Below are 25,426 nucleotides of genomic sequence, written 5' to 3' on the forward strand. Positions count from 1 at the left end.
ACCCACCTTCTCAGCCACCCATCACCCCAAGCAGCCGATTTTCTGACGTACCGAAGTAGCGTCAGGGCTTCTCGGTGGCGCGGATTTCGGTGGTGAGGTGCTGGACGGCGACGCGGAGGGCCTGTTCGGCGTCGATGCCGAGGGTGCGGGACTCGCGGACAATCGCCAGGAGTTGGTGGCCGATTCGGTCGAGGTCCGAGTCGCTTGCGGGCGGGAGTTCGGCGGGCAGGACCTTTGCAGCCCGGCCGAGGACCTTGTCGGCCAGGGCGAGGGCAGGCAGGGCGACCGGGATGCCTTCGAGCACCGAGGAGCGCTGCTTCTCGGTGGCCTTGATCGCTTCCCAGTTGGCCTCGACCGCGGCCGCGTCGGCCGCGTCGACCGTCCCGAAGACGTGCGGATGCCGCCGGATCAGCTTCTCGACGATGCCGCCGGCAACGTCGTCGATCGAGAATCCTTCGTCGGCGTCGTCCTCCGCGATCCGGGAGTGGAACGCGACCTGCAGCAGCAGATCGCCGAGCTCCTCGCGCAGATGCTCTTGATCACCGGTGTCGATCGCCTCGAGGGTCTCGTACGTCTCCTCGAGCAGGTACTTCGCCAGGCTCTCGTGCGTCTGCTCCTGGTCCCACGGGCAGTTCCGCCGCAGCCGGTCCATCACCCGGACCAGATCGATCAGCCTGGCCCCGGGTACGTCGTACGCCCCGTGCAGGATCTCCACGCCGTACGCCGCCTGCGGGTCCCGGGTCCGCTCGTCCGCGACGACCCGCAGCAGCCCCGGATCGCCGTCGTCGCCGGTCAGCCATACAACCTGACGGCCGGCCTCGGCCGCGGACGAGAGCCATGACCAGGCTGCCTCGACACCGGCGTCGACCTGCGTGACGACCAGGCCGGAACCGATCACGGCCTGTACGTCGGGGCGGTCCGGACCTCCGGCCGCGCCGATCTCGTCGGCGGCCTCGAGAGCCTGCCAGGTGGCGCGGGTGAGGAGCCCGGGGGCGACACGAGGACTCGTGAGGACGACCTTGATGCCAGCCGCGGACTCGTCAGGCATTCGCCGTCAGCCCTGGCCCTGCTGCTTGGCGGCGTCCTCGGCTGCCTTGCGCTTGGCCGCGGTCTGGTCGGACTCCTTGGACAGCGACCCGGAGATCGCCGTGTCGAGGCGGCCGTCGCTCCACTGACCGAAGCGCGGCGCGACCGTGACCTTGATGTCCTTGGAGGCGGCATTCAGGGCCTGCAGGCCCTCCTGCGCCTTCTGCTGACCGTCCGTGTCGTGGATGCCCTTGCCGCCGGCGAGCTTGATCGTGACGATCAGCGTCGCGGCGAGGTTGTCCAGGAAGGCGCGGGACGCCGGATCGGCCTGCAGCTTCTGGTACGCCTCGGGGCTCGGCGCTACGGCGTTCTTGGCCGCGTCGGCGATCTCCGCGTCACTGACCGGGATCGCCTTCTGCCGCCCGACCTGCGCCGCGAGTTCGTTGCTGACCATCCCGTTCAGCGCGGCCTGGTCCGGGTAGGACTCACCGAGCGCCGCGCCGACGGCACGCGAGGTCTTGTCGACGTCGCCGATGCTGATCTCGGTGTCACCGATCATCGCTGCCGCGCCCGGGTGGGTGCCCGCCGCACAGCCGGCGGTCAGCAGCACCGTCGCCACCACCACACCGAGAGCCCGAAGCCGTGTGCTCACCGAATCTCCTCGCAAGTTCCTGTCAGAATCACGCCGGCACCACAATAGGTTCGGCGATCACGTCGTCGATCAACCGGGTGCACCATTGCAGCAACTCCTGGTCGCGGAGCGGCTGACCGCCGACCGGCCTGGTGGCAGGTCTCGGCACCAGAATGGTATGCAGTTGCGGCTTCACCAGACTCTTCGGGTACAGCCTGTTGAGCCGGAGCACCTTCGAATCGGGCAGTTCGACCGGCCCGAAGCGGATCATGTTCCCCTGCAGCGTGACGTCGTGCAGCCCCGCCACGCGGGCGTGGTTGCGGAACTTCGCCACCTCGATCAGGTTCAGCACCGCCTGCGGAATGTCGCCGTACCGGTCGTGCAGCTCTTCCACCAGTTCGGCGATTCCATCGGCATCCCGTACGGCGGCCAGCCGCTGGTACATCTCCAGCCGCAACCGCTGTGACGGGATGTAGTCGTGCGGCAGGTGCGCGTCGATCGGCAGCTCGATCTTGACCTCGGGCTCCTCGGCCTGGGTATCGCCGCGGTACTCCGCGACCGCCTCGCCGACGAGCCGGACGTACAGGTCGAAGCCGACGTCCGCGATGTGCCCGGACTGCTCGCCGCCGAGCAGGTTGCCGGCGCCGCGGATCTCCAGGTCCTTCATCGCGACCGCCATACCGCCGCCGAGGTCGGCGTGCTGCGCGATCGTGGCGAGCCGGTCGTGCGCCGTCTCGGTGAGCGGTTTCTCGGGCGGGAAGAAGAAGTACGCGTATGCGCGCTCCCGGCCACGACCGACCCGGCCACGGAGCTGGTGCAGCTGGGACAGGCCGAGCAGGTCGGAGCGCTCGATGATCATCGTGTTCGCGTTCGAGATGTCGATCCCGGACTCGACGATCGTCGTACACACGATCACGTCGGACTGCTTCTCCCAGAAGCCCTGGATCACGTTCTCGAGCGTGTGTTCGTTCATCTGGCCGTGCGCGACCGACACCCGCGCCTCGGGCACCAGCTGCCGGATCCGGGCGGCCGCCTTCTCGATCGTGTTCACCCGGTTGTGGACGACGAAGACCTGGCCCTCGCGGAGCAGTTCGCGCCGGATCGCGGCGGTCACCTGGTGCTCGTCGTACGCGCCGACGAAGGTCAGCACCGGGTGCCGCTCCTCCGGCGGGGTGGCGATCGTGGACATCTCGCGGATGCCGGTGATCGACATCTCCAGCGTCCGCGGGATCGGGGTCGCGGACATCGTCAGTACGTCGACCGCGGTCCGCAGCCGCTTCAGCTGCTCCTTGTGCTCGACGCCGAATCGCTGCTCCTCATCGACGATCACCAGGCCGAGGTCCTTGAACGCCACCTCGCCGCTGAACAGCCGGTGCGTCCCGATCACCACGTCGACCGACCCGTCGGCGAGACCGTCGATCGTCGCCTTGGCCTCCTTGTCGGTCTGGAACCGCGACAGCGGGGCGACGTTGACCGGGAAGGCGGCGTACCGCTCGGCGAAGGTCGCGTAGTGCTGCTGGACGAGCAGCGTCGTCGGCACGAGTACGGCGACCTGCTTGCCGTCCTGCACCGCCTTGAAGGCCGCCCGTACGGCGATCTCCGTCTTGCCGTAGCCGACGTCTCCGCAGACGATCCGGTCCATCGGCATGACGCGTTCCATGTCGTGCTTCACGTCGTCGATGGTGGCGAGCTGGTCGGGCGTCTCCACGAACGGGAACGCGTCCTCCAGCTCCCGCTGCCACGGAGTGTCCTTGGCGAACGCGTGGCCCTTGGTCGCCTGGCGCGCGGCGTACAGCTTGATCAGCTCGCCGGCGATCTGCCGGACCGCCTTGCGGGCGCGGCCCTTGCGCTTGGCCCAGTCGCCGCCGCCCATCTTGTCCAGGCTCGGCTGCTCGCCGCCGACGTACCGGGTGACCTGGTCGAGCTGGTCGGTCGGCACGTACAGGCGGTCGCCCGGTTGCCCGCGCTTGCTCGGTGCGAACTCGATCACGACGTACTCGCGGGTGGCCTTCTGGGACCCCGAGCCGACGGTCCGCTGCATCATCTCGACGTACCTGCCGACGCCGTGCTGCTCGTGCACGACGTAGTCGCCGGGCTGCAGCTCGAGGGGGTCGATCGTCTTCTTGCGGCGCGACGGCATCCGTTGCTGGGAACGGCGTTCGGCCGCCGACCGCTGGCCGGCCAGGTCGTTCTCGGTGAGCACCGCGAACTTGATGCCGTCGGCAATGAACCCGTGCTCGAGCTGGCCCTGCGAGATCAGTACGACGCCGGGCTCGGGGATCTCCTCGATCCCTTCGACCGCCCGGGCCGGCAGCTCGGCCTCGGAGAACACCTCGACGAGTCGCTGTGCGGGACCGTGGCCTTCGGTGACACAGACGACCCGCCAGCCGTCCCGCAGCCAGGCGCGGATGTCCTCGGCGGCCGCGCCGGTCTCACCGCGGTACGGGACGACCTCGTGGACGGCGAGGATCTTGCTGGTGACCGCACCGACCTCGGTGTCGATGTCGAACGCGACCCGCGCTCCCATCGAGTCCCGCAGCTCGGGCTCGTCGGTCGGAGCGGCCGCGAACGGCGACAGGCTCCACCAGGCCAGGCCCCTGCCCAGAGCCTGCGACCGAACGTCGCCGAGCGACATGTACGCCGCCGCGCCCAGGTCGATCGGGGCCTCGCCACCACCAGCGGCCGCGGCCCAGGACGCCTCCAGGAACTCCTGGCTGGTCGCCACCAGGTCGTGTGCCCGGGCGCGGACCCGCTCGGGGTCGCTCACAACTACGTGCGTACCGGCCGGCATCAGGTCGACCAGCAGCTCCATCTCGTCGACGAGCACCGGCGCCAGTGACTCCATGCCCTCGACGGCGTGCCCTTCGGCGAGCTTCTCGAACAGCTCGGCCAGTTCGGGGTGTTCCTTCGCCAGTACGGCGGCCCGCGCGCGGACCTCGTCGGTCAGCAGCAGCTCGCGGCACGGAGGGGCCCACAGACCGTGCTCGGCGATCTCCAGCGAACGCTGATCGGCGACCGCGAAGTACCGGATCTCCTCGACGTCGTCGCCGAAGAAGTCCACCCGCATCGGGTGCTCCTCGGTCGGCGGGAAGACGTCGATGATGCCGCCGCGGACCGCGAACTCACCGCGCCGCTCGACCAGGTCCACCCGGTGGTACGCCGCGGCAGCGAGCCGCTCGACGACGTCCTCGAGCTCGACCGTGTCGCCGACGTGCAGCTGCACCGGCCTGAGATCCGCGAGCCCGGCGACCTGCGGCTGCAGCACGGACCGCACCGGCGCGACCAGGATCCGGATCGGACCGGTCGTCTCGTCGGACGGATCCGGGTGCACGAGCCGACGCAGTACGGCGAGCCGACGGCCGACCGTGTCGGAGCGGGGCGACAGGCGCTCGTGCGGGAGCGTCTCCCAGGCCGGGTAGTAGGCGACGGTGCCGGGCTCCTCGACGAGGCACTGGAGGGCCTCGGTGAGCTCCTCGGCCTCGCGGAAGGTGGCGGTGACGGCGAGCACCGGGCGGGCGGCGCCGTTCTGGGCCGCGGCCAGCGCGGCGAGCAGGACCGGGCGCACCGGCGTCGGCGCGCTCAGGTCGAGGGTCGTGACGCTGTCACCGCGGGCGTCACGAACGGCCTCGGCCACCACCGGATCGGTGATCAGGGTGTCGACCAGACCGCTGAGTTTCACGAGTTGTACTTCCCTTGAGTCGCCTCGAGGCCGTCGGTGAGCAGGGATTCGACCGCGTCCGCGGTCCGGTCGACGGCGAACGGAAGATCCTTGCGTTCGGTCGAGGAGAACTCGTTGAGGACGAAGTCGGCGGGCGCCTGCCGGCCCGGCGGACGACCCACACCGAACCGGACTCGATAGTACTCACCGGTGCCAAGCGATTTGCGCAGCGATTTCAGCCCGTTGTGGCCGTTGTCGCCGCCGCCGAACTTGCACCGCAGGACACCGAAGTCGATGTCCAGCTCGTCGTGCAGCACGACCAGGTTGGCCGGGTCCAGCTTGAAGAACTTCAGCAACCCGGAGACCGGCCCGCCGGACTCGTTCATGTACGAGCGGGGCTTGGCCAGGACCGTCCGCAGGCCGCTGATCCGGGTCTCGATCACCTCGGCCTTGGCCTGCTTGCTCTGCTTCCACTTCGCACCGGTCCGGGCCGCCAGCTCGTCGGCGACCAGGTGCCCGATGTTGTGCCGGGTGCGGGCATACGAAGGGCCGGGATTCCCCAGTCCGACGACCAACCACACGTCGTCCGCCACGGATCCCGGCCCTCCCGAAGATGTCTGGTGCTGCGGCAGCAGGCTACTCGGCCGCGGCGGCCACCGGCTCCTCGGCCGCGGTCGGCTCGTCGCGCTCGATGCCGGCTTCGGCCTCGGCCTCGGCCAGCTCGGCCTCGGCCTGCTCGGCGGTCTGCTGGGCCGTGATGTTCACGACCAGGGTGTCCGGCTCGATGGCCAGCGTCGTACCGGCCGGCAGCTGCAGATCGGACGCGTGGATCTGGGCGCCGACCTCCAGGCCCTCGATCGAGACGGTGACGCCGTCCGGGATGTGCGTCGCCTCGGCCTCGACCAGGATGCTCTGCGCCTCCAGCACGACCAGGGCGTCGCTGACGGCCTCGCCCTCGAGGTGCACCGCGATGTCGACCTGAACCTTCTCGCCGCGGCGGACGATGACCAGGTCGACGTGCTCGATGAAGCCCTTGATCGGGTCGCGCTGGACCTGCTTCGGCAGCGCCAGGTGGGACTCGCCGTCCTCGACCTCGATCAGCAGCAGGGCGTTGGCGGTCTTCAGGGCCAGCATGGTGTCGTGACCGGGCAGCGTGATGTGCACCGGGTCACTGCCGTGGCCGTAGAGGACGGCGGGAACCTTGTTGTCCCGGCGGATTCGGCGGGCAGCTCCCTTGCCGAACTCCGTACGCGATTCGGCGTGGATCTTGACCTCGGCCACGAGATGAACTCCTCAAAAGCGTTGCGGTGATCAGTTGTCTGGATGGAACTCGGCTGCGGCCTCAGCGGGCGCCTGCTGACCCCGAGAAGGCGTCAGGCAACGAACCACCGCGTCGATCACGGAGCCGCGCCCAACAGTTCACGGGGGGCGTCCCTCGCCGAGGCAACCAAAACAGTCTACCCACGAGCGCGGCCAGACGGGAAATCCGTCCCGCCGAGGCACTTTGCTCCAGGTACGACGGGCTTCCGGTGAGCGCTTTTCCGGACCCTGGATTCGGTACGTTGCCCGGGTGATCTCGCCGTACGCCGTGCTCAGCCTGCTGTTCCCGATCGTCCTGATCGGTGGCGTAGGCGGGCTGATCGTCTGGCATGTGCGACGCCGGCAGGAGCTGCTGAGGCGGCGCGCCGCGCAGGTGGCGTCGGTCGGGTGGTACCCGGTCCCGCCGAACCCGTGGCTGCAGCAGGTCGCCGCGAACCTGTTCCGGGAGGGCGAGCCGGGTGAGACGTACGCCGGCGTGTACCAGGGTCGCGGCCTGTGCGTCCTCGACTACACGTACGTCACCAGCAACGGCAAGACCACGCAGACGCACACCGTCAACCTGGTCGCGCTGACCCTCCCGGTCGCGCTGCCACCGCTCACGGTGCGACACGAATCGGGCCTGCGGCGGATTCTCCGCGGGCGCGATCTCGAACTGGAGAACCAGCAGTTCAACGACCAGTTCCGGGTGGAGTGCCTCGACGACCGGTACGCGTCGGCCGTCATGCACCCCCGGATGATGGAGTGCGTGCTGTTCAACCCGGGCCTGGAGTGGCAGATCGCCGGGAGCGCGTTCGTGTCCTGGTCGGTCGACGGGTTCGTCGTACCGGATGTGCTGGCCCGGCTGGACGCGATGACGCGGCTGATCGACCTGATCCCGCCGTTCGTACTGCGCGACTACGGGCAGCCGACGTTCAGCTGAGTCTGGTCCAGACCTGACGGAGGGCTCGGGCCGCGTCGCCTTCGAGTCCTGCGGCGTCCAAGGTCTCGGCCAGTTCGTCGAACTCCGGGCCCCAGCGCCAGGCGACGCTGCGGAGCTGGTCCGGGAGACCCGGGTCCTTCAGCGAGCCGCCGTCCGCGCGGGTCTGCTGGGCGATCAGCGCTTCGGTCACACCGTGCTTCTCGGCCAGCTGGAAAGCGAGCACGGCCAGCGCCGCCTTGCCCTTGTTGTAAAGGGCGTACGACGATTTCGCCGCGCTGGCCGCACCTGGTTCGGAGCCGACCACCATCGGGGTGACCGCCGTACCGGCCCACAACGTGGCGACCTGGTCGGCCGCCGTACCGGACAGCATCAGATGCGTCGGGCTAGGGCCACCAGTCGGCGGCGGCCCGACCACGCCGGCGTCGACGAACGTCGCATCGGGTACGGCGGACTGGGCCTCACGGAGTGACGCCGGGGACAGCGGGTTCGCCTCGACGTACAAGCCGGCGAAGCCCGCCGCGCCGACCTGCTTGGCGATGTCGACGGCACCCTGCGGTGCACACGAACACAGCACTGCCTCGGCGCCACCGACCGCGTCGTCAAACGACGCACCGATCAGTCCGGCCTCGTCGGCCCGCGCCTTGGAAGCGGCACTGCGACCGTCCGGCACCCAGCGCACCTCATGGCCGGCCGCGACCAGTTGCGCCGCGAGCTTCGAGCCCATCGCACCGGGATGGAAGACAGCGATTCGCATGGCGCCAGTCCTTCGGGAGAGCGGTCAGTGCCCTCCAAGATAGGCGAGGACCGCGAGCACCCGGCGGTGCTGTTCGTCGTTGGTGAGCAGGCCGAGCTTCGCCAGGATGCTGCCGACGTGCGTCTCGACGGTCCGCTCGGTCAGGAACAGCCGCCGGCCGATGCCGACGTTCGTGCAGCCCTCGGCCATCAGCGCGAGTACTTCGCGCTCGCGCGGCGTCAGCGGCGCCAGGCGGTCGTCGGCCTGCCGCCGGCCGATCAAGCGGCTGACGACTTCCGGATCGAGGGCCGACCCACCGGCCGCGACCCGATTCAGGGCATCGAGGAACTCGTCGACCGCCAGCACGCGGTCCTTGAGCAGGTAGCCGAAGCGACCGGTCGCGACCAGCTCGACGGAGTGCCGGGTCTCGACATGTTGGGAGAGCAGCACGATCCCGAGTTCGGGGTGCAGCACTCGAAGCCGGCGGGCGGCCCGGGCACCGTCGTCGGTCCCGTCGGGCGGCATCCGCACGTCGATCACAGCTAGGTCCGGCCGGGCTTCCTCGACCACCGTCAGCAGGCTCGTGGCGTCCGCGGCGAGGCCGGCGATCTCGTGCCCCGCATCGGCCAGGAGACGCGCCAGCCCTTCCCGGAACAGCGCCGAGTCCTCGCCGATCACGATTCGCACGGCAGCACCGCCTCCACCGTCGTACCGCGGCCCGCCGGGCTCCGCAGCTCCAGCGCACCGCCGACCGCCGCGACCCGGTCGAGCAGTCCGCTCAGCCCCGAGCCGGGACGCGGTACGGCTCCCCCGCACCCGTCGTCCTCGATCTGGACCCGCATCGCATCGGCCGACCGCGCCACCCGGACCACGATCGAGGTGGCGTTCGCGTATTTCGCCGCGTTCGTCACCGCCTCGGCGGCCACGAAGTACGCCGTTGTCGCGAGCTCCTCGGGCAGATCGGCCGGGATCTGCAGCCGGACCGGTATCGGCAGCGACTGGGTGATCGCGCTCAACGCGGCATGCAATCCGTCGTCCAGGCTGGTCGGGCGCAGTCCGTGGGCGATCTGCCGCAACTCGGCGACCGCGGTCCCGAGCTCGGCGACGCCCTGATCGAGCAGTCCGTTCACGTCGACTGTCCCGTCGTCCAAGTGCCGCTGAGCCAGCCGCATCGCCATCCCCAACGCGACCAACCGCTGCTGCGCGCCATCGTGCAGATCCCGCTCCAGCCGCCGCCGCTCCTCATCACCCGCCTGCACCAGCCGCGCGCGGCTCGCAGCCACCTCGCGTAAGGCTCCGGCGAGCTCCGCCCGCAGCCGCGTCACCTCCACCAGACTGGCCGCGGCGGCCGCCACAGCCTTCAGTACGGCGGGAGACGTCACGCCGGATGCGAGTACGCCGATCTGCTCACCGCCCAACAGCACCGGGATCAGCCGGGGCTCGGCCACCGGCGCTCCTGCGGCGTCGACGAAGCGGGATGCTCCCGGGATCAGCAGGCCGACGCGAAGGGCCGGATCGCGGAGCGCGCTGCGCAGCGCGGACTCGAGGTCCTCGGGCTGGGCATGCTCGGTGTGGATCCGATGCTGCAGATCCTCGATCGCCAGCAGCGCGGCACGTCGCGGTGGATAGAGCCGCCGGTCGACGGCACGTTGCAGTCGGGTTCGCAACGGCGCCAGGATCAACGCACACACGGCCGTTGCGGCCGCCGCGACAACAGCCGAGTCGCGGCCCAGCACTAGTCCGAGTGAGACGGCTGCGACGGCGTACGTGCCCAGCAGGACGACCATCACGATGCTGTAGCTGACGGTGTCGGCCAGGACTCGGTCGACGTCGTACAGGTCGTGCCGGAGCATCGCCACCGCGACGGAGGTCGGGAGGGACACCAGCGTGACGATCCCGAAGACGGTCGCCACGATGCCGCTGTGACCAGTGACGAGGATTTCGGCCAGGCACACGAGCGGGTAGACGACGGCGGCCAGGCCTGCGAGTAGCAGCCACTTCAGCTGCGCACGGACTGTGCCGGTCGAACCGCGGTACCGGATCGCCACCGGAACGACCGCGGTCAGACAGAGCGCCAGGAACCCGAAGAACACGACCTCGCTCAGCACACCAAGGACTCCGGACAGCGGCAGGTACGGCCGAGGCAGGTCCTGGAGCGGCGACAGGAACGGTTCCGAGGCGAACGCACCAAAGGCCTGCTGGCCTATGCCGAGCACCAGCAACGCCAGGGGAACCGGGCGCCACCGAGGACTCACGAGCTGACCTGTCGGGAAGTAGAGCAGCAGGAAGGCGACCGCGGCCAGCAGCCACCAGCCGCTCTCGCCGAGCCAGGCGACTACTCGACTATCCAGCGGCAAGCGCCCCGGATCGTGTACGACGGCGTTGTAGTAGACGTCGCGTGCGGTCAGGAACACGGCGATCGCGCCGATCCAGCCGAGGATCGCCCCGACCGGGTTGGCCGGCTGCCGGCGGACGATCGCGAGTCCGAGTGCTGCGATCGCGGTTCCGATCGCTGCCAGGCCGATGAAGTTCCGCAGCGTGTGCGGGCCGGTGCGGTACGCGACCAACAGCCAGGAGCTTCCCGCCACGAGCGTCAGAACGAGCAGGAAGGTACCGAGCGCGACCCACCGCGGCCACCGCATGTCGTCAGAGTAAGGCCGGTTCCGGCCGGATGACTCCGAGCCAGCACGGAGAACCGGGTCCGTGCTCCCTGCGATGTGCCGACCGGCCATGCGGACGTTCGCTGGAACTGTCCGAATTACTCGCGGGAGGGGTCCCGATGTCCACCACAACTGTCCGGCCGAACGTCGTACCGGCCGATCCTGTCACCCGCCGGCGCATCGGCGCGCTCGGCCTCGTACTCACCATCAGCAATGTCATCGCGACGCCCGGCGGAGTGCTCTGGCCCGAACCGTCCGGCGGCGGCGAGACCTACTCGTACGCCGACATCCAGCCACTGCGGGACCGCTGGTGGGGCCTGCTGGTCGTCCTGAGCATCAGCGCGCTCCTCGGCGTACCGGCTCAGGCCTTCCTCACCACCTACCTCGTCCGCCAGCGCGGTGCGGCGTGGGCCACGACCGGCGGGTTCCTGATCTGGATCGGGATCGCGGTCCAGGCGGTCGGTGTCGGCCTGCTCGCAGCGACGTACTACGTCGCCACCGGGGTCGATGCCACAACGGGTGGAGCGGTGATCGACAAAGCGAACGACGACCTGCTGCACCTGTTCGGCCCGCTGCTCGCCGGCGCGCTGGTGGTCGCCCTCGGAACGGTGATCCAGGCGGTCGGATTGTGGCGGTCGCACGCCGTACCGCGCTGGGTTCCGCTCCTCGTACTGTTCGTCGTGGTCAGTTTCGTGGTGCCCGGCAACGGGTGGATCGGGCTGGCCGTCCAGATCCCGATGGCGGCCGGCGGGATCGCCATCGCGTACTACGCGTGGCGCCGGGCCGCCGTCGGCACCCTCTAGGCGCGGCCGTCGAACAGACTGGTCACCGAGCCGTCCTCGAAGACCTCGCGGATGGCTCGGCTGATCAGCGGCGCGATCGACAGCTCGGTGAGCTTGTCGAAGCGGCGCTCCTCGGCAATCGGCAGCGTGTTGGTGACGATCACCTCGCTGGCCTGGCAGTTCTTCAGCCGGTCCACCGCGGGGCCGGACAGGATCGCGTGCGTCGCGGCGATGACGACGCCCGCGGCGCCCTCGGCGTACAGGGCGTCGGCCGCCTTGGTGATGGTGCCGGCGGTGTCGATCATGTCGTCGACCAGGATGCAGACCCGGCCCTTGACCTCACCGACGACCCGGTTCGCGACCGTCTCGTTCGGGCGGTCGATGTCACGGGTCTTGTGGATGAAGGCCAGCGGCGCGTTGTTCAGCCGCGCCGACCACTGCTCGGCCACCTTGATCCGGCCGGCGTCCGGGGAGACCACGGCCAGCTGCTGGTCGCCGTACTTCTGCCGCACGTAGTCGCTCAGGATCGGCAGCGCCATCAGGTGGTCCACCGGGCCGTCGAAGAAGCCCTGGATCTGCGAGGTGTGCAGGTCCACGCAGATCAGCCGGTTGGCGCCCGCGGTCTTGAACAGGTCGGCCATCAGCCGGGCCGAGATCGGCTCCCGGCCGCGGTGCTTCTTGTCCTGTCGCGCGTACCCGTAGAACGGGAGCACCACGGTGATCCGCTTGGCCGACGCCCGCTTCAGCGCGTCGACCATGATCAACTGCTCCATGATCCACTCGTTGATCGGCGAGGTGTGGCTCTGGATCACGAACGCATCGCTGCCCCGGACCGACTCCTCGAACCGGACGTAGATCTCGCCGTTGGCGAAGTCGTACGCCTGGGTCGGGACCAGGCCGGACCCGAGCTCCGTGGCCACCTCCTCGGCGAGACCGGGATGCGCCCGGCCGGAGAAAACCATCAGGTTCTTCTCGGTGGTTCGTTTCATCCCGCTCATCGCGCGCGCCTCCCGTTGATTCTGTACCGCTCAGGCCTGCTCGTCCGGCTGGTCGGCGAGTGCCGCCTCGGCCGCCGCGGCGGTCTTGGTACCGGGACGCTTGCGGGCGACCCAGCCCTTGATGTTGCGTTGCCGGCCGCGTGCGACCGCGATCTCGCCCGGGCCGACGTCCTCGGTGAGCGCCGTACCGGCGGCCAGGTAGGCGCCGTCCGCGATCGTCCGCGGAGCGACGATCACCGAGTTACTGCCGATGAACGAGTGCTTGCCGACGTGCGTCGGGTGCTTCGCGACACCGTCGTAGTTCGCGAAGATCGTGCCGGCGCCGATGTTCGCGCCCTCGCCGATCGTCGCGTCGCCGGCGTACGTCAGGTGCGGGACCTTGGCGCCGTCGCCGATGGTGGAGTTCTTGGTCTCCACGAAGGTGCCGATCTTGCCCTTCACGCCGAGCCTGGTGCCCGGGCGCAGGTACGCGAACGGGCCGACCGACGCGCCGTCGCCGATCACCGCCAGCGTCCCGTGGGTGCGGATGATCGTCGCGTTCTCGCCGATCTCCAGGTCCGTCAGGGTGGTGTCCGGGCCGATCGTCGTACCGCTGCCGACCGTGGTGGCGCCGTGCAACTGGGTGTTCGGAAGCAGGGTGACGTCGCGGGCGAGCTGGACGGTCTGGTCGACCCAGGTCGTGTTCGGGTCGACGATCGTGACGCCCTCGCGCATCAGGCGGGTGAGGGTACGGCGGTTCAGCTCGGCGCGGAGCGTGGCGAGCTGGAGCCGGTCGTTGACGCCCTCGGTCTGCATCTCGTCGCCGGTGACGTGCGAACCGACCCGCTTGCCGTCGGTCCGGGCGATGGCGATCACGTCGGTCAGGTAGAGCTCGCCCTGGGCGTTGTCGGTGGTGAGCCGGCTGAGACCGTCCCGCAGGGTGGCCGCGTCGAAGACGTAGATCCCGGCGTTGATCTCGTCGATCGCCCGCTGCTCCGCGGTGGCGTCCTTGTGCTCGACGATCGCGGCGACAGTGCCGTCCGCGCCCTGCACGATCCGCCCGTACCCGGTCGGGTCGGGGACCCGCGCGGTCAGGACGGTGACCGCGTTGCCGTGCTTGTCGTGCTCGGCGATCAGGTCGTGGAGCGTCTCCGCCTCGAGCAGCGGGACGTCGCCGGAGGTGACGATCACCGAGCCGTCGAAGTCGGCCGGTACGGCGGTCAGCCCGGCGCGGACCGCGTCGCCGGTGCCCAGCTGCTGCTCCTGGACGGCGGTGCGGGCCTCCGGGTCGACGACCTTGAGATGCTCCTCGACCAGTTCGCGGCCGTTGCCGACCACGACCACGAGGTGTTCGGGGCTGAGCGCCCGGGCGGTCAGCACGGCATGCCCGACGAGACTGCGCCCGCCGATCTCGTGCAACACCTTCGGGGTCGCCGATTTCATCCGGGTGCCCAGACCGGCGGCCATGATGACAACCGCCGCGGGGCGATGGGAAGTCACGCGGTCTTCTCCTCGAGTTCCCTGCGAGTTCTTTCGACAAGTATCAGCATGGGCACCCGAAACAGCGCCCGCGCAAGCCTACTTGCTTCCCGGATACCCGCTCGCACGGGGACGGCGAGACCGATGTCACCCCCACAGGAACAGCCGTCGACCCGACCGGTGACTCTCAGTGATCATCGGGCGGAGTGGGACTCCCGAAACCGGGTCCGGGCGCAGGGGTGGGGAACCCAGCGCACCTGGATTGTCCAGCAGGAATCCCCAGCCACACCCCGCCGTCGTCTGCGACGCGTTACATCCGGTTTTCTGCAAACCTGGAAGGCATGGCCCTCACACTCGGAGCAGTCATCCTGAACGTCCCGGACACCGGCCCTGCCGCCGAGTTCTGGCGCCAGGCCCTCGACCTCACCCCCGACCCGCACAACGGAGATTTCCTCGCTCCACCACCCGGTACCCCGGCCACCAGAGTCCACCTGGACAGCACCGACCGCACCCACCTGGACCTCTGGGTAGACAAAGAAACCTCAACCCTGGAAGCCGAAGTAGACCGCCTCATCACCCTCGGCGCAGAACGCGTAAAAGACTGGACCTACCCACCCAACGCCGACTTCGTAGTCCTGAAAGCCCCCGACGGCACAATCTTCTGCATCATCGGCTGAGCAGCACGGCGACCTGTGCGCTGTTGAAGAGGTTTGCGGTGAGGGGGACGTGGGTGTCGCGGTTGTAGGGGTCTTGGTCGTGGGCGTTGGCGATGATCAGGGAGTAGGCGCAGCGGTAGGTGAGGAGGTGGTCGGGGTCGTAGCCGAGGCGGGCGGCGAACTCTGTGTCGAAGGCTGCTTCGACCTCGCGTGCCCGGGGTGACCAGAGGTCGATGACGGTTGCGGTGGCGGCTGCTTCGAAGACCGGGTCGCCGGGCATGGTCAAGAGACCGAAGTCGAGGAGCGTTACGGGGCGGAGGTCCTCGTCTACGAGGATGTTGCCGGCCGTGACGTCCCCGTGGACCAGGCGCGTCTCCGGTTCCTTGAGGTCGGACAGCAGCACGAAGAGGTTCTCGACCTTCGTCTCGAAGTTGTCGATCACCGGGCTCAGTTGATCGCCGAAGCGCGCCACCCGTCGACGGACGAGACCCGACAGCGCGTCGATCCACGAAACGCCCTCCGACCGGAACGGATCCGGTTCGTCGAGCACCGTCGTACGGCGAAGGACGGCCGGCGCCTCGACCTGCGCGACGGCCTCGACCACCTCGACGACGCAGTCCCGCATCCGCTCCCAGCCCGCATCGCCGAACTGCGGCGCCACGGTGTGCAGCGGGACTCCGGGCAGCTCTTCCTCGATCGTCACCCAGTAGGGCCCTGGGCGGTGCAGGTCCAGCAAGCGCGGCGTGCGATAGGGCAGACGGCCGTCGAGCGCGGCGTACAACTCCCCCAGCGTTCGCAGCTCACTCTCGCCCGCGTGGAACCAGATCTTCGCGACCTTCTCCCCACCGAGCCGAAACACCGCCCCCTGCATCCCGATCGCAACCTGCGCCACCTCCCGGTACCCCAGACCGTGAAGCTGTTCCTGCAGAAAAGCGTCCGACAACGACATGCCGAGAGACCCTAGCCGCACTCCACACAAGGTGTCTGTCGATTTTGGCCGGGCTCAGTCGTACGAGCGTTCGGTGAAGCTGAGGCCGCCGCGTTCGGGGTGGGTCAGGTACTGGGACTTGCTGTGGACGGGTGGGGTGCGGACGTACTGCGTGAAGCCAGGAGCCCGGAGGCGGAGGTCGAAGTTGTGGCCCTCGATGTGCCACAGCGGGTCCGGGCGGTCGTCGGGTGGGTCGAGCCGGTGCAGGTCGGCGATCTCGAGCAGGTCGTTCATCGGCTCGAGCCCGCCCGAGACGTCCCACGCCTCGTCGAACACCAGCGTCGCCGGGGCGATCCAGAAGGTGAAGTGCCGCCGCGCGAACGCCGGGTCGACCCACCGGACGATGTAGTCGAGATCGAGCAGTACGCGCTGCCAGGGAAACCCGTCCTCACGTACGCCGATGCTCACCGCGTGCACGCGGCAGTCGTGCCAGCCCATCACCTCGAAGTCAGCCGCCGTCCAGGTCGCCTTCTCCAGTTCCGTCATCGCATCAGTATTGTCGGAAGGACCTGGAATCCTTGCGGCATGGGTGATTCGCTGGTGGATGTCGGAGACGTCACGCTGTTCGTCCGGGAGCTCGGGCGGCGGAGTGATCGGCCTTCTGTGGTGGTGATACACGGCGGGCCGGATGTCGGGCACGGGTACCTGGTGCCTGGGTTCGAGCCGTTGGCCCGGGATCACCACGTGGTGCTGTTCGACTTCCGCGGGTGCGGGCGGAGCAGTCGGGGGTTGCCTGACGACGACCTGCAGCCGGAGTACGTCGTACAGGACACGCATCGGCTGATCGAGAGACTCGGGCTCGGGGCGGTCGACCTGGTCGGGTTCTCGACGGGCGGGCGGGCGGCGATGGAGTTCGTGCACCAGTATCCGGAGCAGGTACGGCGGTTGGTGCTCGCGTCGACGTCGGCGTACTCGTTAGCGGAGGGTGCGGTCTACCTCGCGGACTGGGACGAATACCAGCGCCGCCAGCGGGTCGAGGACGAGGCGAACGGTGCCCTGCGCAACTCGACCATCTTCGTGTGGGACCTCGCCCGCGCACCGGCGTACCTGCAACTGCTCGAATCCCTGGACACCGACCTCGGCGACTGGTCCGAGGAACGCGCGATCAACGGCCTGATGCATCCCTGGATCACCGCCGATCCCGACCAGATCCTCCGTGACTTCGCGAAACCCATCCTCATCCTGCACGGCGAGAAGGACATGGGCTTCCCCGTCCAACTGGCCCACCGCCTCCACGAAGCCGTCCCCAGCCAGCTAGCCGTCATCCCCAACACCGCCCACATGTGCCACTTCGAACAACCCGAAGTCTGGGCCCAACACATCCGAGAATTCCTGGACACGCCACATCCCGACACACTGGTCAGATGACAGTCGCCAAAGTCTCAGGATGGGTCTGGTCGGCCAACCTCCGCACCGCCCTGAAGCACATCTCCTGGTCCGTCGGCTACGCGTTCGACGACTGGGACTGGGAGGCAATGGAAACTGCACTGCCCCAGACGAGCTGGGATCCGCCGGAGCATTGGTACGACTACCCGATCATCGGCGACCAGACCCTCACCGTGCACCTGGCGCACAACAGCGGCGACGACCCCGTCGGCATCCGCGTCGAAGGCGACCTCGACGAGATCCTCGCTGCCAGAATCGAAACAATCATCGATCTCCTCTCCGACATCACCGTGGCCGAGGAGTGAGCCTGCACGAAACTCGCGTGCCTGGCAGCGACGACTGCATGTAGCGTTCCCTCCGAGTGTCAGGGCGAGGAGGAGGTGGTTGCTGTGCGCGTTTCCTGCGCGGTGCCGCCTCGGATCTTCTGGCGGCTCTGACTCTCACCGGGGCCACCGCATCCGACCTCATGCGAGGGAGCCCCAGATGCATCTCGAAGTATTGAACGCTGTACGGGCGTTGTTCGCCGACTACCCCGGCCGCTACTGGATCGCCGGCGGGTGGGCGCTCGACCTGTTCGCCGATCGGGTACGGCGACCGCACACCGACGTCGACGTACTCGTCCTGGCCCGCGACCTCGACCTGGTCGCCGCCACGTTCACCGACCCGCCGCCGACGGTCGAGAACCCGAACACCGGCGACCAACGCCCCTGGGAACCAGGCGAGACGTTGACGCCAGGTCCCGACGTACTGGCCTTCCCCGACGACCTGCTCCCAGCCCCGGTCCGCATCATCCTCGCGGCATCCGACGGCGACGACTGGGTCTATCACCGGGGCCGCGGCACTCTCCGCAAACCGCTCGACGAGATCACGCTCATGACCGCCGACGGCCTCCCGTACCTCGCCCCGGAGCTCGTGCTCCTGTTCAAGTCCCGCAGCGACCGCCCGAAGGACACCGAGGACTTCAACGACGTCGCCGCCGACCTCGATCCAGCCCGCCGCGCGTGGCTGCACGCCCGCATCGCCCCGCGCTACCCCGACCACCCTTGGCTCCCCGCCTTGACCTGACGCCAGCGGGGCACTGGGGACACCCGCTGGGGGCGGTGAACAAGGTATTGCCTGTGCCCAGACCTCATTGGGTGTTCCCAGCCCCCACGTCGGACGATTGCGTAGGATCCGGTGTTGTGCAGGGGACGCGGCTCGACATGGATCGGATTCGGGCGGCGTACGAGGTCATCGATCCGGTGTTTCTCGACAGTCCGTTGTATCGCTGCGAAGCGTTGGAACCGCTGCTCGGCTGTGCGATCAGCATCAAGCTCGAGACGGCGAACCCGGTCCGCAGCTTCAAAGGCCGAGGCACCGAGGTCGTCGCCAGTCAACTCGCTCGCAGCGACTCGAAAGCCGTGGTGTGCGCGAGCGCGGGCAACCTCGGCCAGGCCCTCGCCTGGTCCAGTCGCGATCGCGGCCTCGACGTCACAGTCGTTGCCTCGCGGTTCGCCACCGCGACCAAGCTCGACCGGATCCGCGCACTCGGCGCCAAGCTCGAGCTCGTCGACGGCGACCACGAACTCGCCCGCGAACGGGCTGCCGCAATCGCGCAGTACGACGGGATTCGGCTGCTCGAGGACAGCCTGGACCTCGAGACATGCGAGGGCGCGGCAACCATCGGACTCGAACTGGTGCCGCGGATCGACCAGTCGAGCGATCGCCCCGCGGTCCTCATCGCGCTCGGCGGCGGTGCACTGGCGACAGGGGTGGGATACGTGCTGAAGACGCTCGCGCCCGCGGTCGAGGTGATCTGCGTTCAGCCGCTCGGCGCACCGGCGTTGACGCGCTCCTGGCATCAGCGCCGCGTCGTCACCACCGACGCGACCAACACGATCGCCGACGGCGTCGCCGGTCGCATCCCCATCCGGGAGGTCCTCGACGACCTCCTCGTCGTTACCGACGACGCCGTACTCGTCCAGGAATCCTCGATCGTCACCGGCCTGCGCATGCTGCTCGACCACGCCGGTCTCGTCGTCGAACCATCGGCCGCGCTCGGCATCGCCGCGATCCTCGAAGACCGCGACCGGTTCGCCGGACGGCAGGTCTTCACGATCGTGTGCGGCAGCAACGTCGACCAGGACAAGTACCGGCGCTGGGTCGGCCTCTGATGGCGAGGCTTGCGGTGAAACTCCTGCTGCTGGATGAGGACGACCGCGTACTCCTCATCCACGCAAAGGATCCGAAGACCCAAGCCGAGTGCTGGTATCCAGTCGGCGGCGGTATCGAAGGGGACGAGTCCCTGCAGGCCGCCGCTGCGCGCGAGGCGTACGAGGAGACCGGTCTACGCGATCTGCCGACGGGGACCCACGTGTGGACCCGGGATCACACCTACGAGTTCAACGGCGAGACGGTCGACGTACACGAGGAATGGCTCCTGCACCGCGTCGAACACTTCACGCCGGCACCGGCACAGCTGAGCGAGTACGAAACCACCACGATCCTCGGCTTCCGTTGGTGGACCGCGCAGGAGCTGACCAAGACCACCGAAACAGTCTTCCCACCACAACTCAGCGACTTGCTCACCCAGGGGGATATCCGGCTCTTGTGATGGATGTGGGGATGGGTTGGGCTGATCCGGCGACCCCACGACTACCCGTCGCGCGACCCGGGATCGGGCTGATCACCACCCGCACATCGGGCAGGAGAGCCGGATATCCGCTCGCTAGTCCGGCGGATCCGAACGAGACTCGGTGTCATGGATGTGCGGTACGTCGAGTACGGGCCCGGGGACTTGCCTCCGTTGCTGAAGGCCCAGGTCCTGTCATTCCTGCGGATCGTCTGGCCGGAAGGATTCACCGGGGACCTCAGGTATCGCGACTGGATCACCAACCCGGCGTACGAACCGCAGCATCTGCTGTACGTCGCCGGTGACCTGGTCGTCAGCCACCTCGAGATCGTCCACGTCAACCTGACCCACGAAGGCACGACGTACAAGGTCGCCGCTCCGACCAGCGTCCTGACCTTCCCGCAGTTCCGCACTGAAGGATGGGCCGGGCGACTGGTCGCGGCCGCCTGTCGCCGGATCGAGTCCGGTGACGCCGACCTGGGCCTGATCTGCTGCGAACCGCACAACCAGTCGTTCTACGCCAAAGCCTCTGGCTGGCCATCCTTGCCCGAGGCAACAGTAATCGCCGACGGCACCTCCACGGGCCAAGCAATCCTGATGCGCCTCCTCACTCCCAAGGCCCAGCAACAGCAGGACGACTTCCGCCGCTCCCCCATCCGCCTCGAAAACGAGCTGTGACCTGCAGGAGAATGAGTTTGTGTCTGATCCATCGGTCGTCATCCGTCCAGCTCGTCTCGAGGACGGCGAGCACGTGTGGCCGCTCGCGCGGGCCTTCGCCACGTCGTTCACTCCCGAACGGTCCGCGTTCGACGCGACCTGGAAGCAACTGGTCGACGTACCCGACACTCTGCTGCTGGTCGCCGAGACCGCTGACGGCGGAATCGTCGGCTACCTCCTCGGCAACAGCCATCTCACCTTCCTCGCCAACGGCCCCGTCGCCTGGGTCGAGGAGGTCATGGTCGACGAAAACCAGCGGCAGTCCGGAATCGGCCGCCTGCTGATGGAACGCGCCGAGCGATGGGCCGAGTCAACAGGCGCCGCGTACCTCGCCCTCGCCAGCCGCCGAGCAGGACCGTTCTACCTGGCCCTGGGCTACGAAGACTCCGCCGTCTTCTTCAAGAAAACACTGACCTGATCCACGGTCAGGCCGGCCGCCGACTTCCCCATTCACGGTGGAAGTAGCGGGCGTCTTCGCTGGTGACGCGAAGGATCGCGTCAGGCTCTGCCGGGGCAGGCCACAGTTGCAGCAGGTACGCGTCGAACAGGCCGTCCGCGAACTCCCGGTCCCGCGCGATGTCTCGTCCGCGCTCGCTCACCCGCAACCGGTAACTCCCCGGCGCCACCCCCTCGAGCTTGCCGCCGCTCTCACCGGCCCAAGACGTGTACCCGACATCTGCCGACCGTACGTCGATCGACACCTCGACAACGTCCTCCCACGACTCCTCGGGTACGCCGGGCGCCACGTCAAGCAGCACGATCCGAACCGGCGAGCCACCGGATCGCCGAGCGAAGTGCACGTACACACCGTCCCCGTGCGCGGCCCCCGCCAGCCCATTCACCTGCCCGGCAAAGAACCGATCCGCATCCCCGTCGAACCCGAACTCTCCATCCCACACCAGATCGAACTGCCCGTAATCGGTCTGAACCACGTCATCGAACAACACCCGCTCCACACCAGCACGCTAACGCCCACCAGGCCGACCGAGCGGCACAACTTCGATGATCCGCCACTCGTACATGCGGTTGTCCCGATGCATCTCGATGAGGGAGACGGCGTTGACGGTGAGATCTGCGGGCGCGGGCACGACCCGGATCACCGCAGCTAGGGCAGCGCGGGCGGGCTGCGGCGTGTTCGCGTACGCAAGGCTGATGTGCGGGCGATATCCCTCGGCGCCCTCGGGTACGCCGTCTGCGCCGAAAACGTCCGCGATTGCAGCGCGTACGGCGTACCGGATCGTCTGCGGGGGTTCGAGCGGGTCCGACGGGAGAAGGATCGCCTCGCGCGCGACGACGGGGCGGTGGAGGCGTACTTTCGCCGGCTCCAACTCCCTTAGTCGCGCACGAGCCGCGCCGAGCAGCGCATCCACCCGCGCGGGCGGCACGTCCTCGACGAACCCGACGCCCTGCATGGTCAGGTGCAACCACTCCAGCGGAATCAGGTCGAGCCCAGGCACCGTCGAGAGCTCCGCTTGGTACTGCGTGACAAGCCGGTGGAGAGGTGCCGGGTCCTCGAACGTGTTGATGTGCCACGCATAGAACCGCATACCGATACCCGGCCCGGCGGCGGTCAGGTGTCGTATTCGAGGCCGTCCCACGGTTCGTAGTAGGCGATGAAGTCGCCTGGTTCGATGTGGATCGAGTAGATGCCTTCGAACTCGGCACCCACCCAGCCAACGCAACCACCAACCAGACCGCGAGCACCCCGCACCACAGCCCCCTCACCCGCCCCGTGCCGCACAATCTAGCCACCGCTGCCGGGTTATGTGACCGCTGCCGGGCAACAACACGCCAGCGATAAAACAACCCGCCAGTCCGTTGGTCTGCACACTGGGGTCGTGGGGACCGTTCCGTTGGTGCTTGGGCTCGTGGTCGCGGTGGTGATCAGCGCGCAGATCGTGCTGCTGATGGGCGGCCGTCGTCCGCTCGACAAGCGGCTACGCGACCTCGGTACGGGTGGCGACGCGTTCGCACTGCTGTGGGCGGCGGTGCTGACGATGGGCGCGGTGGGCGCCGTCATCGGGAGCCTTCTCGACGTACCGGGAGCCGGTGGTGCGGTCGGCGTCGTACTGGCGCTCCTGACCTGGACGGCCGCTGTCGTCTGGGCCCACCGCCGGCCACAACCACCCGCACGACACCAGTCATCCCAGGACAAGTAGACGTCGGATCTCGCGCTGGGTGGAGACAACTGACACAGTGAGCGGATGTTGACGCAGGTGGCTGATGGGGTGTGGGTGCGGCAGAGCGAGTGGGTCTGGAGCAATGCCGTTGTGGTGCGTGGGGAGGGCGGGTTGGTCCTGGTCGATCCCGGGATCGACGGGGCCGATCTGAATGAGCTCGCCGATGATGTGGATCGGCTGGGGCTTCCGGTGGTTGCCGGGTTCTCGACTCACCCGCACTGGGACCATCTGCTCTGGCATTCCCGGTACGGCGACGTGCCGCGGTACGCCACCCTCGGCTGCGCGACGGTTGCCGGTGAAGTCCGAGAGCGGGCCCAGGCGATGGCGGCGGAGAGCGCGGAGGGCGTCCCGCTCGAGCTGATCGGGCTGCTCAGCCCGCTGCCCGCGGACGGGGGACCCATACCGGGCGAGATCGTCGAGCATCAGGCGCACGCCATCGGGCACGCCGCCGTACTCCTCGCCGACCGTGGCGTCCTGATCGCCGGCGACATGCTCTCCGACGTCCTGATCCCGCTCCTCGACGCCCGCCGCCCCGACCAGGTGTGCGCCTACGAAACAGCACTCGACCGACTCAGCGAGGCCGCCCGCGACGTCAACGTCCTCATCCCCGGCCACGGCGCAGTCGCCGAGGGCCCCGAGGTAGCAGCCCGCCTAACCGCCGACCGCGCGTACATCGATGCCCTACGCCAAGGAGAAGACCCAGCCGACCCCCGCCTGTCCCAAGACTGGCTCGCCGGCCCACACCAATCGAACCTGAAGCAAGCCCGACCCAGTTAGCTCCCCCGCCAGGTTTCGATCCTGGTCTTCGAGATTCAAAGTCTCGCGGGCTGCCGATTACCCCACGGGGGATCGTGGTTGCCGGGACAGTTTGCCATGAGTGGGGTGGATGACACGCTCAGGGGTTCCTACCTACGGTCCCGTAGGTTACGGTAGCGTAGGTAAGGACACGCTGAGCTGAGGGATTAACAGATATGACTCCACCCGCCGTTGCCACTCCGGATGCGCCTACCCGTACTGCGCCGGTCGACGAGGACGTAGACACCGGAACGCTCGGCGGCGAGCAGAAGAAGCTCTGGGAGCAGGTCGCGCTGGCGCTGTTCATCGGCATCCCGTTCCTGGCGGTGCTGGCGGCGGTGCCGATCGCGTGGGGCGGGTTCCTGGGCTGGCGGGACGTCGTACTCGCGGTGGTCTTCTACACGGTCGCCGGTCACGGGATCTCGATCGGTTTCCACCGGCTGTTCACGCACAAGTCCTTCAAGCCGAACCGCCCGATGAAGTACGCCCTCGCCATCGCCGGCTCGCTGGCGATCGAGGGCCCGGTGATCCGCTGGGTGGCCGATCACCGCAAGCACCACAAGTTCTCCGACCGCGACGGCGATCCGCACAGCCCGTGGAAGTACGGCAACACGCTGGGCGCGCTCACCAAGGGCTTCTTCCACGCGCACGTCGGTTGGCTGTTCGACACGGAGCAGACCCCGCAGCGGCAGTACGCGCCGGATCTGCTGAAGGACAAGGACGTCGTCAAGGTGTCCCGGATGTTCCCCGTGCTGGTGGCCGTAAGCCTCCTCGCGCCGGCGGTCATCGGCGGTCTCTGGTCCTGGTCGTGGACCGGCGCGCTGACCGCGTTCTTCTGGGCCAGCCTGGTCCGGATCGCGCTGCTGCACCACGTCACCTGGTCGATCAACTCGATCTGCCACACGATCGGCGACCGGCCGTTCAAGAGCCGCGACAAGTCCGGCAACGTGTGGTGGCTGGCGATCCTGAGCCAGGGCGAGTCGTGGCACAACCTGCACCACTCCGACCCCACCTGCGCGCGGCACGGCGTACTCAAGGGACAGCTCGACACGTCCGCCCGCTGCATCTGGTTCTTCGAGCAGTTCGGCTGGGTATCCGACGTCCGCTGGCCGGTCAAGGAGCGGCTGGAGGCCCGACGTGTGGACTCTTCGCCCCGTACGATCAAGGCTGCCTGACGTTAAAACTCCCACCGGCAATACCCGAAGTGCGGCATGATGCTGACGTGATCACGACGTGACGGAACCCAAACCGCGGCGGTCCGGCCGGATCCGGATGACCAGTGCCGAACGTCGCGAGCAACTCATCACCATCGCCCGCGGGCTGTTCGCCCAGAAGGGCTACGAGGCGACCTCGGTCGAGGAAATCGCACACCGTTCCGAGGTCTCCAAGCCGGTCGTCTACGAACACTTCGGCGGCAAGGAAGGCCTGTACGCCGTTGTTGTCGACCGCGAGGTACGGGCGTTGCTCGACGGCGTCACCGGCGCGCTGACGGCCGGCCGCGCACACGAGCTCGTCGAGCAGGCGGCGCTCGCGCTGCTCGACTACATCGAGAACAACTCCGACGGGTTCCGGATCCTGGTCCGCGACTCGCCGGTCGGGTCGTCGACCGGCTCGTTCATCTCGATCCTCAGCGACGTCGCGACCCGCGTCGAGCACATCCTGGCCGAGGAGTTCAAGCGCCGCGGGCTGGAGCCGAAGAACGCCCCGATGTACGCCCAGATGCTGGTCGGCATGGTCGCGCTCACCGGCCAGTGGTGGCTGGACGCCCGCAAACCGAAGAAGCAGGACGTCGCCGCGCACCTCGTCAACCTCGCCTGGAACGGCCTCTCGGGGCTCGAGGTCAAGCCCGTTCTCGCGACCCGGCCGCACAAGTAACAGCCTCTGGTCGTACGCCGACATCCGACCGTG

28 protein-coding genes and 1 tRNA gene are annotated in these 25,426 nt (G+C 68.4%); 14 read left to right on the top strand and 15 right to left on the bottom strand.

The window, feature by feature from the left end:
* Positions 1-61 precede the first annotated feature (61 nt).
* The 5 genes from EV649_RS16045 to EV649_RS16065 are packed head-to-tail and all read right to left on the bottom strand — an operon-like array spanning position 62 to position 6,596.
* Positions 62-1,048: a MazG family protein gene (locus EV649_RS16045; protein ID WP_130384242.1), complete on the bottom strand. Its 987-nt coding sequence runs from the start codon at positions 1,046-1,048 to the stop codon at positions 62-64.
* A 6-nt stretch (positions 1,049-1,054) separates the two neighbouring features.
* Complete coding sequence (locus tag EV649_RS16050) at positions 1,055-1,678, bottom strand: hypothetical protein (protein WP_130384243.1); 624 nt, start codon at positions 1,676-1,678, stop codon at positions 1,055-1,057.
* Positions 1,679-1,706: 28 nt separating this feature from the next.
* Entirely contained in the window at positions 1,707-5,336 is a 3,630-nt protein-coding gene (mfd, locus tag EV649_RS16055; protein ID WP_130384244.1) for a transcription-repair coupling factor, read from the bottom strand.
* Entirely contained in the window at positions 5,333-5,908 is a 576-nt protein-coding gene (gene pth, locus EV649_RS16060) for an aminoacyl-tRNA hydrolase (RefSeq protein ID WP_130384245.1), read from the bottom strand. The genes mfd and pth overlap by 4 nt, the downstream gene beginning before the upstream one ends.
* Before the next feature lie 43 nt (positions 5,909-5,951).
* Positions 5,952-6,596: a 50S ribosomal protein L25/general stress protein Ctc gene (locus EV649_RS16065; protein WP_130384246.1), complete on the bottom strand. Its 645-nt coding sequence runs from the start codon at positions 6,594-6,596 to the stop codon at positions 5,952-5,954.
* Between the two features lie 289 nt (positions 6,597-6,885).
* Here EV649_RS16065 and EV649_RS16070 point away from each other — a divergent pair, with 289 nt between their 5' ends.
* A complete protein-coding gene (locus EV649_RS16070; RefSeq protein WP_130384247.1) occupies positions 6,886-7,554 on the top strand; it encodes a hypothetical protein in 669 nt (222 codons plus the stop codon).
* Here the strand turns inward: EV649_RS16070 and EV649_RS16075 are convergent.
* Genes EV649_RS16075 through EV649_RS16085 form a run of 3 tightly spaced genes read right to left on the bottom strand, consistent with a single transcriptional unit; the run spans position 7,547 to position 10,929 of the window.
* Positions 7,547-8,308 (bottom strand): DUF1932 domain-containing protein, encoded by a 762-nt coding sequence (locus EV649_RS16075; RefSeq protein ID WP_130384248.1) that lies wholly within the window; start codon positions 8,306-8,308, stop codon positions 7,547-7,549. The two genes, EV649_RS16070 and EV649_RS16075, sit on opposite strands and share 8 nt — an antisense overlap.
* A gap of 24 nt (positions 8,309-8,332) precedes the next feature.
* The gene (locus tag EV649_RS16080) at positions 8,333-8,974 is read right to left on the bottom strand and encodes a response regulator transcription factor (RefSeq protein WP_130384249.1); all 642 of its coding nucleotides are present in this window, start codon (positions 8,972-8,974) and stop codon (positions 8,333-8,335) included.
* Positions 8,962-10,929, bottom strand: a complete 1,968-nt coding sequence (locus EV649_RS16085; protein ID WP_157996252.1) for a histidine kinase — start codon at positions 10,927-10,929, stop codon at positions 8,962-8,964. Before EV649_RS16085 ends, EV649_RS16080 begins: the two co-directional genes overlap by 13 nt.
* Positions 10,930-11,066: 137 nt before the next feature.
* Between EV649_RS16085 and EV649_RS16090 the strand changes: the two genes are divergently transcribed.
* The gene (locus EV649_RS16090) at positions 11,067-11,750 is read left to right on the top strand and encodes a hypothetical protein (protein ID WP_130384251.1); all 684 of its coding nucleotides are present in this window, start codon (positions 11,067-11,069) and stop codon (positions 11,748-11,750) included.
* Here the strand turns inward: EV649_RS16090 and EV649_RS16095 are convergent.
* Together EV649_RS16095 and glmU are read right to left on the bottom strand one after the other, a co-directional pair.
* The gene (locus EV649_RS16095) at positions 11,747-12,727 is read right to left on the bottom strand and encodes a ribose-phosphate diphosphokinase (protein WP_130384252.1); all 981 of its coding nucleotides are present in this window, start codon (positions 12,725-12,727) and stop codon (positions 11,747-11,749) included. The two genes, EV649_RS16090 and EV649_RS16095, sit on opposite strands and share 4 nt — an antisense overlap.
* Before the next feature lie 30 nt (positions 12,728-12,757).
* Positions 12,758-14,206, bottom strand: coding sequence for a bifunctional UDP-N-acetylglucosamine diphosphorylase/glucosamine-1-phosphate N-acetyltransferase GlmU (glmU, locus tag EV649_RS16100; RefSeq protein ID WP_130384253.1), 1,449 nt, complete (start codon positions 14,204-14,206; stop codon positions 12,758-12,760).
* A 320-nt stretch (positions 14,207-14,526) separates the two neighbouring features.
* On the opposite strand from glmU, the gene EV649_RS16105 reads away from it, so the two are divergent.
* Positions 14,527-14,862, top strand: a complete 336-nt coding sequence (locus EV649_RS16105; protein ID WP_130384254.1) for a VOC family protein — start codon at positions 14,527-14,529, stop codon at positions 14,860-14,862.
* On the opposite strand, the gene EV649_RS16110 is transcribed toward EV649_RS16105, so the two are convergent.
* On the bottom strand, positions 14,852-15,790 hold the full coding sequence (locus tag EV649_RS16110) for a phosphotransferase (protein WP_157996253.1): 939 nt from the start codon (positions 15,788-15,790) through the stop codon (positions 14,852-14,854). The two genes, EV649_RS16105 and EV649_RS16110, sit on opposite strands and share 11 nt — an antisense overlap.
* Before the next feature lie 54 nt (positions 15,791-15,844).
* On the bottom strand, positions 15,845-16,315 hold the full coding sequence (locus tag EV649_RS16115) for a hypothetical protein (RefSeq protein ID WP_130384255.1): 471 nt from the start codon (positions 16,313-16,315) through the stop codon (positions 15,845-15,847).
* A 39-nt stretch (positions 16,316-16,354) separates the two neighbouring features.
* Between EV649_RS16115 and EV649_RS16120 the strand changes: the two genes are divergently transcribed.
* The 7 genes from EV649_RS16120 to EV649_RS16150 all read left to right on the top strand — a co-directional run bounded on the left by EV649_RS16120 (position 16,355) and on the right by EV649_RS16150 (position 20,961).
* A complete protein-coding gene (locus EV649_RS16120; RefSeq protein ID WP_130384256.1) occupies positions 16,355-17,197 on the top strand; it encodes an alpha/beta hydrolase in 843 nt (280 codons plus the stop codon).
* Positions 17,194-17,520: a hypothetical protein gene (locus tag EV649_RS16125; RefSeq protein WP_130384257.1), complete on the top strand. Its 327-nt coding sequence runs from the start codon at positions 17,194-17,196 to the stop codon at positions 17,518-17,520. Before EV649_RS16120 ends, EV649_RS16125 begins: the two co-directional genes overlap by 4 nt.
* Positions 17,521-17,698: 178 nt before the next feature.
* The gene (locus EV649_RS16130) at positions 17,699-18,280 is read left to right on the top strand and encodes an amino acid transporter (protein WP_130384258.1); all 582 of its coding nucleotides are present in this window, start codon (positions 17,699-17,701) and stop codon (positions 18,278-18,280) included.
* A gap of 137 nt (positions 18,281-18,417) precedes the next feature.
* Complete coding sequence (locus EV649_RS16135; protein WP_198682522.1) at positions 18,418-19,368, top strand: pyridoxal-phosphate dependent enzyme; 951 nt, start codon at positions 18,418-18,420, stop codon at positions 19,366-19,368.
* On the top strand, positions 19,368-19,808 hold the full coding sequence (locus EV649_RS16140; RefSeq protein WP_130384260.1) for an NUDIX domain-containing protein: 441 nt from the start codon (positions 19,368-19,370) through the stop codon (positions 19,806-19,808). Before EV649_RS16135 ends, EV649_RS16140 begins: the two co-directional genes overlap by 1 nt.
* Before the next feature lie 147 nt (positions 19,809-19,955).
* Positions 19,956-20,504 carry a GNAT family N-acetyltransferase gene (locus tag EV649_RS16145; RefSeq protein ID WP_130384261.1) on the top strand — a complete coding sequence of 183 codons (549 nt, stop codon included), beginning with the start codon at positions 19,956-19,958 and terminating at the stop codon, positions 20,502-20,504.
* 19 nt (positions 20,505-20,523) lie between these two features.
* The gene (locus EV649_RS16150; protein WP_130384262.1) at positions 20,524-20,961 is read left to right on the top strand and encodes a GNAT family N-acetyltransferase; all 438 of its coding nucleotides are present in this window, start codon (positions 20,524-20,526) and stop codon (positions 20,959-20,961) included.
* 7 nt (positions 20,962-20,968) lie between these two features.
* Here EV649_RS16150 and EV649_RS16155 read toward each other — a convergent pair whose 3' ends face one another.
* Complete coding sequence (locus tag EV649_RS16155) at positions 20,969-21,499, bottom strand: hypothetical protein (protein WP_130384263.1); 531 nt, start codon at positions 21,497-21,499, stop codon at positions 20,969-20,971.
* Positions 21,500-21,508: 9 nt separating this feature from the next.
* Positions 21,509-22,090 carry a 2'-5' RNA ligase family protein gene (locus tag EV649_RS16160; protein WP_130384264.1) on the bottom strand — a complete coding sequence of 194 codons (582 nt, stop codon included), beginning with the start codon at positions 22,088-22,090 and terminating at the stop codon, positions 21,509-21,511.
* A gap of 291 nt (positions 22,091-22,381) precedes the next feature.
* On the opposite strand from EV649_RS16160, the gene EV649_RS16165 reads away from it, so the two are divergent.
* Positions 22,382-22,702, top strand: coding sequence for a hypothetical protein (locus tag EV649_RS16165; protein WP_130384265.1), 321 nt, complete (start codon positions 22,382-22,384; stop codon positions 22,700-22,702).
* A 45-nt stretch (positions 22,703-22,747) separates the two neighbouring features.
* Positions 22,748-23,500, top strand: coding sequence for an MBL fold metallo-hydrolase (locus EV649_RS16170; RefSeq protein ID WP_130384266.1), 753 nt, complete (start codon positions 22,748-22,750; stop codon positions 23,498-23,500).
* Here the strand turns inward: EV649_RS16170 and EV649_RS40810 are convergent.
* Positions 23,501-23,572: transfer RNA gene (locus tag EV649_RS40810), tRNA-Gln, on the bottom strand.
* A gap of 122 nt (positions 23,573-23,694) precedes the next feature.
* On the opposite strand from EV649_RS40810, the gene EV649_RS16175 reads away from it, so the two are divergent.
* Positions 23,695-24,693 carry an acyl-CoA desaturase gene (locus tag EV649_RS16175; RefSeq protein ID WP_130384267.1) on the top strand — a complete coding sequence of 333 codons (999 nt, stop codon included), beginning with the start codon at positions 23,695-23,697 and terminating at the stop codon, positions 24,691-24,693.
* 58 nt (positions 24,694-24,751) lie between these two features.
* Positions 24,752-25,393, top strand: coding sequence for a TetR/AcrR family transcriptional regulator (locus EV649_RS16180; RefSeq protein ID WP_130384268.1), 642 nt, complete (start codon positions 24,752-24,754; stop codon positions 25,391-25,393).
* Positions 25,394-25,426 lie beyond the last annotated feature (33 nt).

Origin of the sequence: Kribbella sp. VKM Ac-2569 (genome assembly GCF_004216905.1) — a bacterium.
Classification (GTDB): domain Bacteria; phylum Actinomycetota; class Actinomycetes; order Propionibacteriales; family Kribbellaceae; genus Kribbella.

Excerpts from the sequence above, each read along its gene's own strand:
- EV649_RS16110 (WP_157996253.1), bottom strand. The coding sequence starts at position 15,790 with ATGTCGTTGTCGGACGCTTTTCTGCAGGAACAGCTTCACGGTCTGGGG.
- EV649_RS16075 (WP_130384248.1), bottom strand. The coding sequence starts at position 8,308 with ATGCGAATCGCTGTCTTCCATCCCGGTGCGATGGGCTCGAAGCTCGCG.
- EV649_RS16130 (WP_130384258.1), top strand. The coding sequence starts at position 17,699 with ATGCATCTCGAAGTATTGAACGCTGTACGGGCGTTGTTCGCCGACTAC.
- EV649_RS16120 (WP_130384256.1), top strand. The coding sequence starts at position 16,355 with ATGGGTGATTCGCTGGTGGATGTCGGAGACGTCACGCTGTTCGTCCGG.
- EV649_RS16115 (WP_130384255.1), bottom strand. The coding sequence starts at position 16,315 with ATGACGGAACTGGAGAAGGCGACCTGGACGGCGGCTGACTTCGAGGTG.
- EV649_RS16175 (WP_130384267.1), top strand. The coding sequence starts at position 23,695 with ATGACTCCACCCGCCGTTGCCACTCCGGATGCGCCTACCCGTACTGCG.
- EV649_RS16170 (WP_130384266.1), top strand. The coding sequence starts at position 22,748 with ATGTTGACGCAGGTGGCTGATGGGGTGTGGGTGCGGCAGAGCGAGTGG.
- EV649_RS16090 (WP_130384251.1), top strand. The coding sequence starts at position 11,067 with ATGTCCACCACAACTGTCCGGCCGAACGTCGTACCGGCCGATCCTGTC.
- EV649_RS16145 (WP_130384261.1), top strand. The coding sequence starts at position 19,956 with ATGGATGTGCGGTACGTCGAGTACGGGCCCGGGGACTTGCCTCCGTTG.
- EV649_RS16140 (WP_130384260.1), top strand. The coding sequence starts at position 19,368 with ATGGCGAGGCTTGCGGTGAAACTCCTGCTGCTGGATGAGGACGACCGC.
- EV649_RS16160 (WP_130384264.1), bottom strand. The coding sequence starts at position 22,090 with ATGCGGTTCTATGCGTGGCACATCAACACGTTCGAGGACCCGGCACCT.
- EV649_RS16105 (WP_130384254.1), top strand. The coding sequence starts at position 14,527 with ATGGCCCTCACACTCGGAGCAGTCATCCTGAACGTCCCGGACACCGGC.
- EV649_RS16085 (WP_157996252.1), bottom strand. The coding sequence starts at position 10,929 with ATGCGGTGGCCGCGGTGGGTCGCGCTCGGTACCTTCCTGCTCGTTCTG.
- EV649_RS16045 (WP_130384242.1), bottom strand. The coding sequence starts at position 1,048 with ATGCCTGACGAGTCCGCGGCTGGCATCAAGGTCGTCCTCACGAGTCCT.
- EV649_RS16135 (WP_198682522.1), top strand. The coding sequence starts at position 18,418 with ATGGATCGGATTCGGGCGGCGTACGAGGTCATCGATCCGGTGTTTCTC.
- EV649_RS16095 (WP_130384252.1), bottom strand. The coding sequence starts at position 12,727 with ATGAGCGGGATGAAACGAACCACCGAGAAGAACCTGATGGTTTTCTCC.
- EV649_RS16125 (WP_130384257.1), top strand. The coding sequence starts at position 17,194 with ATGACAGTCGCCAAAGTCTCAGGATGGGTCTGGTCGGCCAACCTCCGC.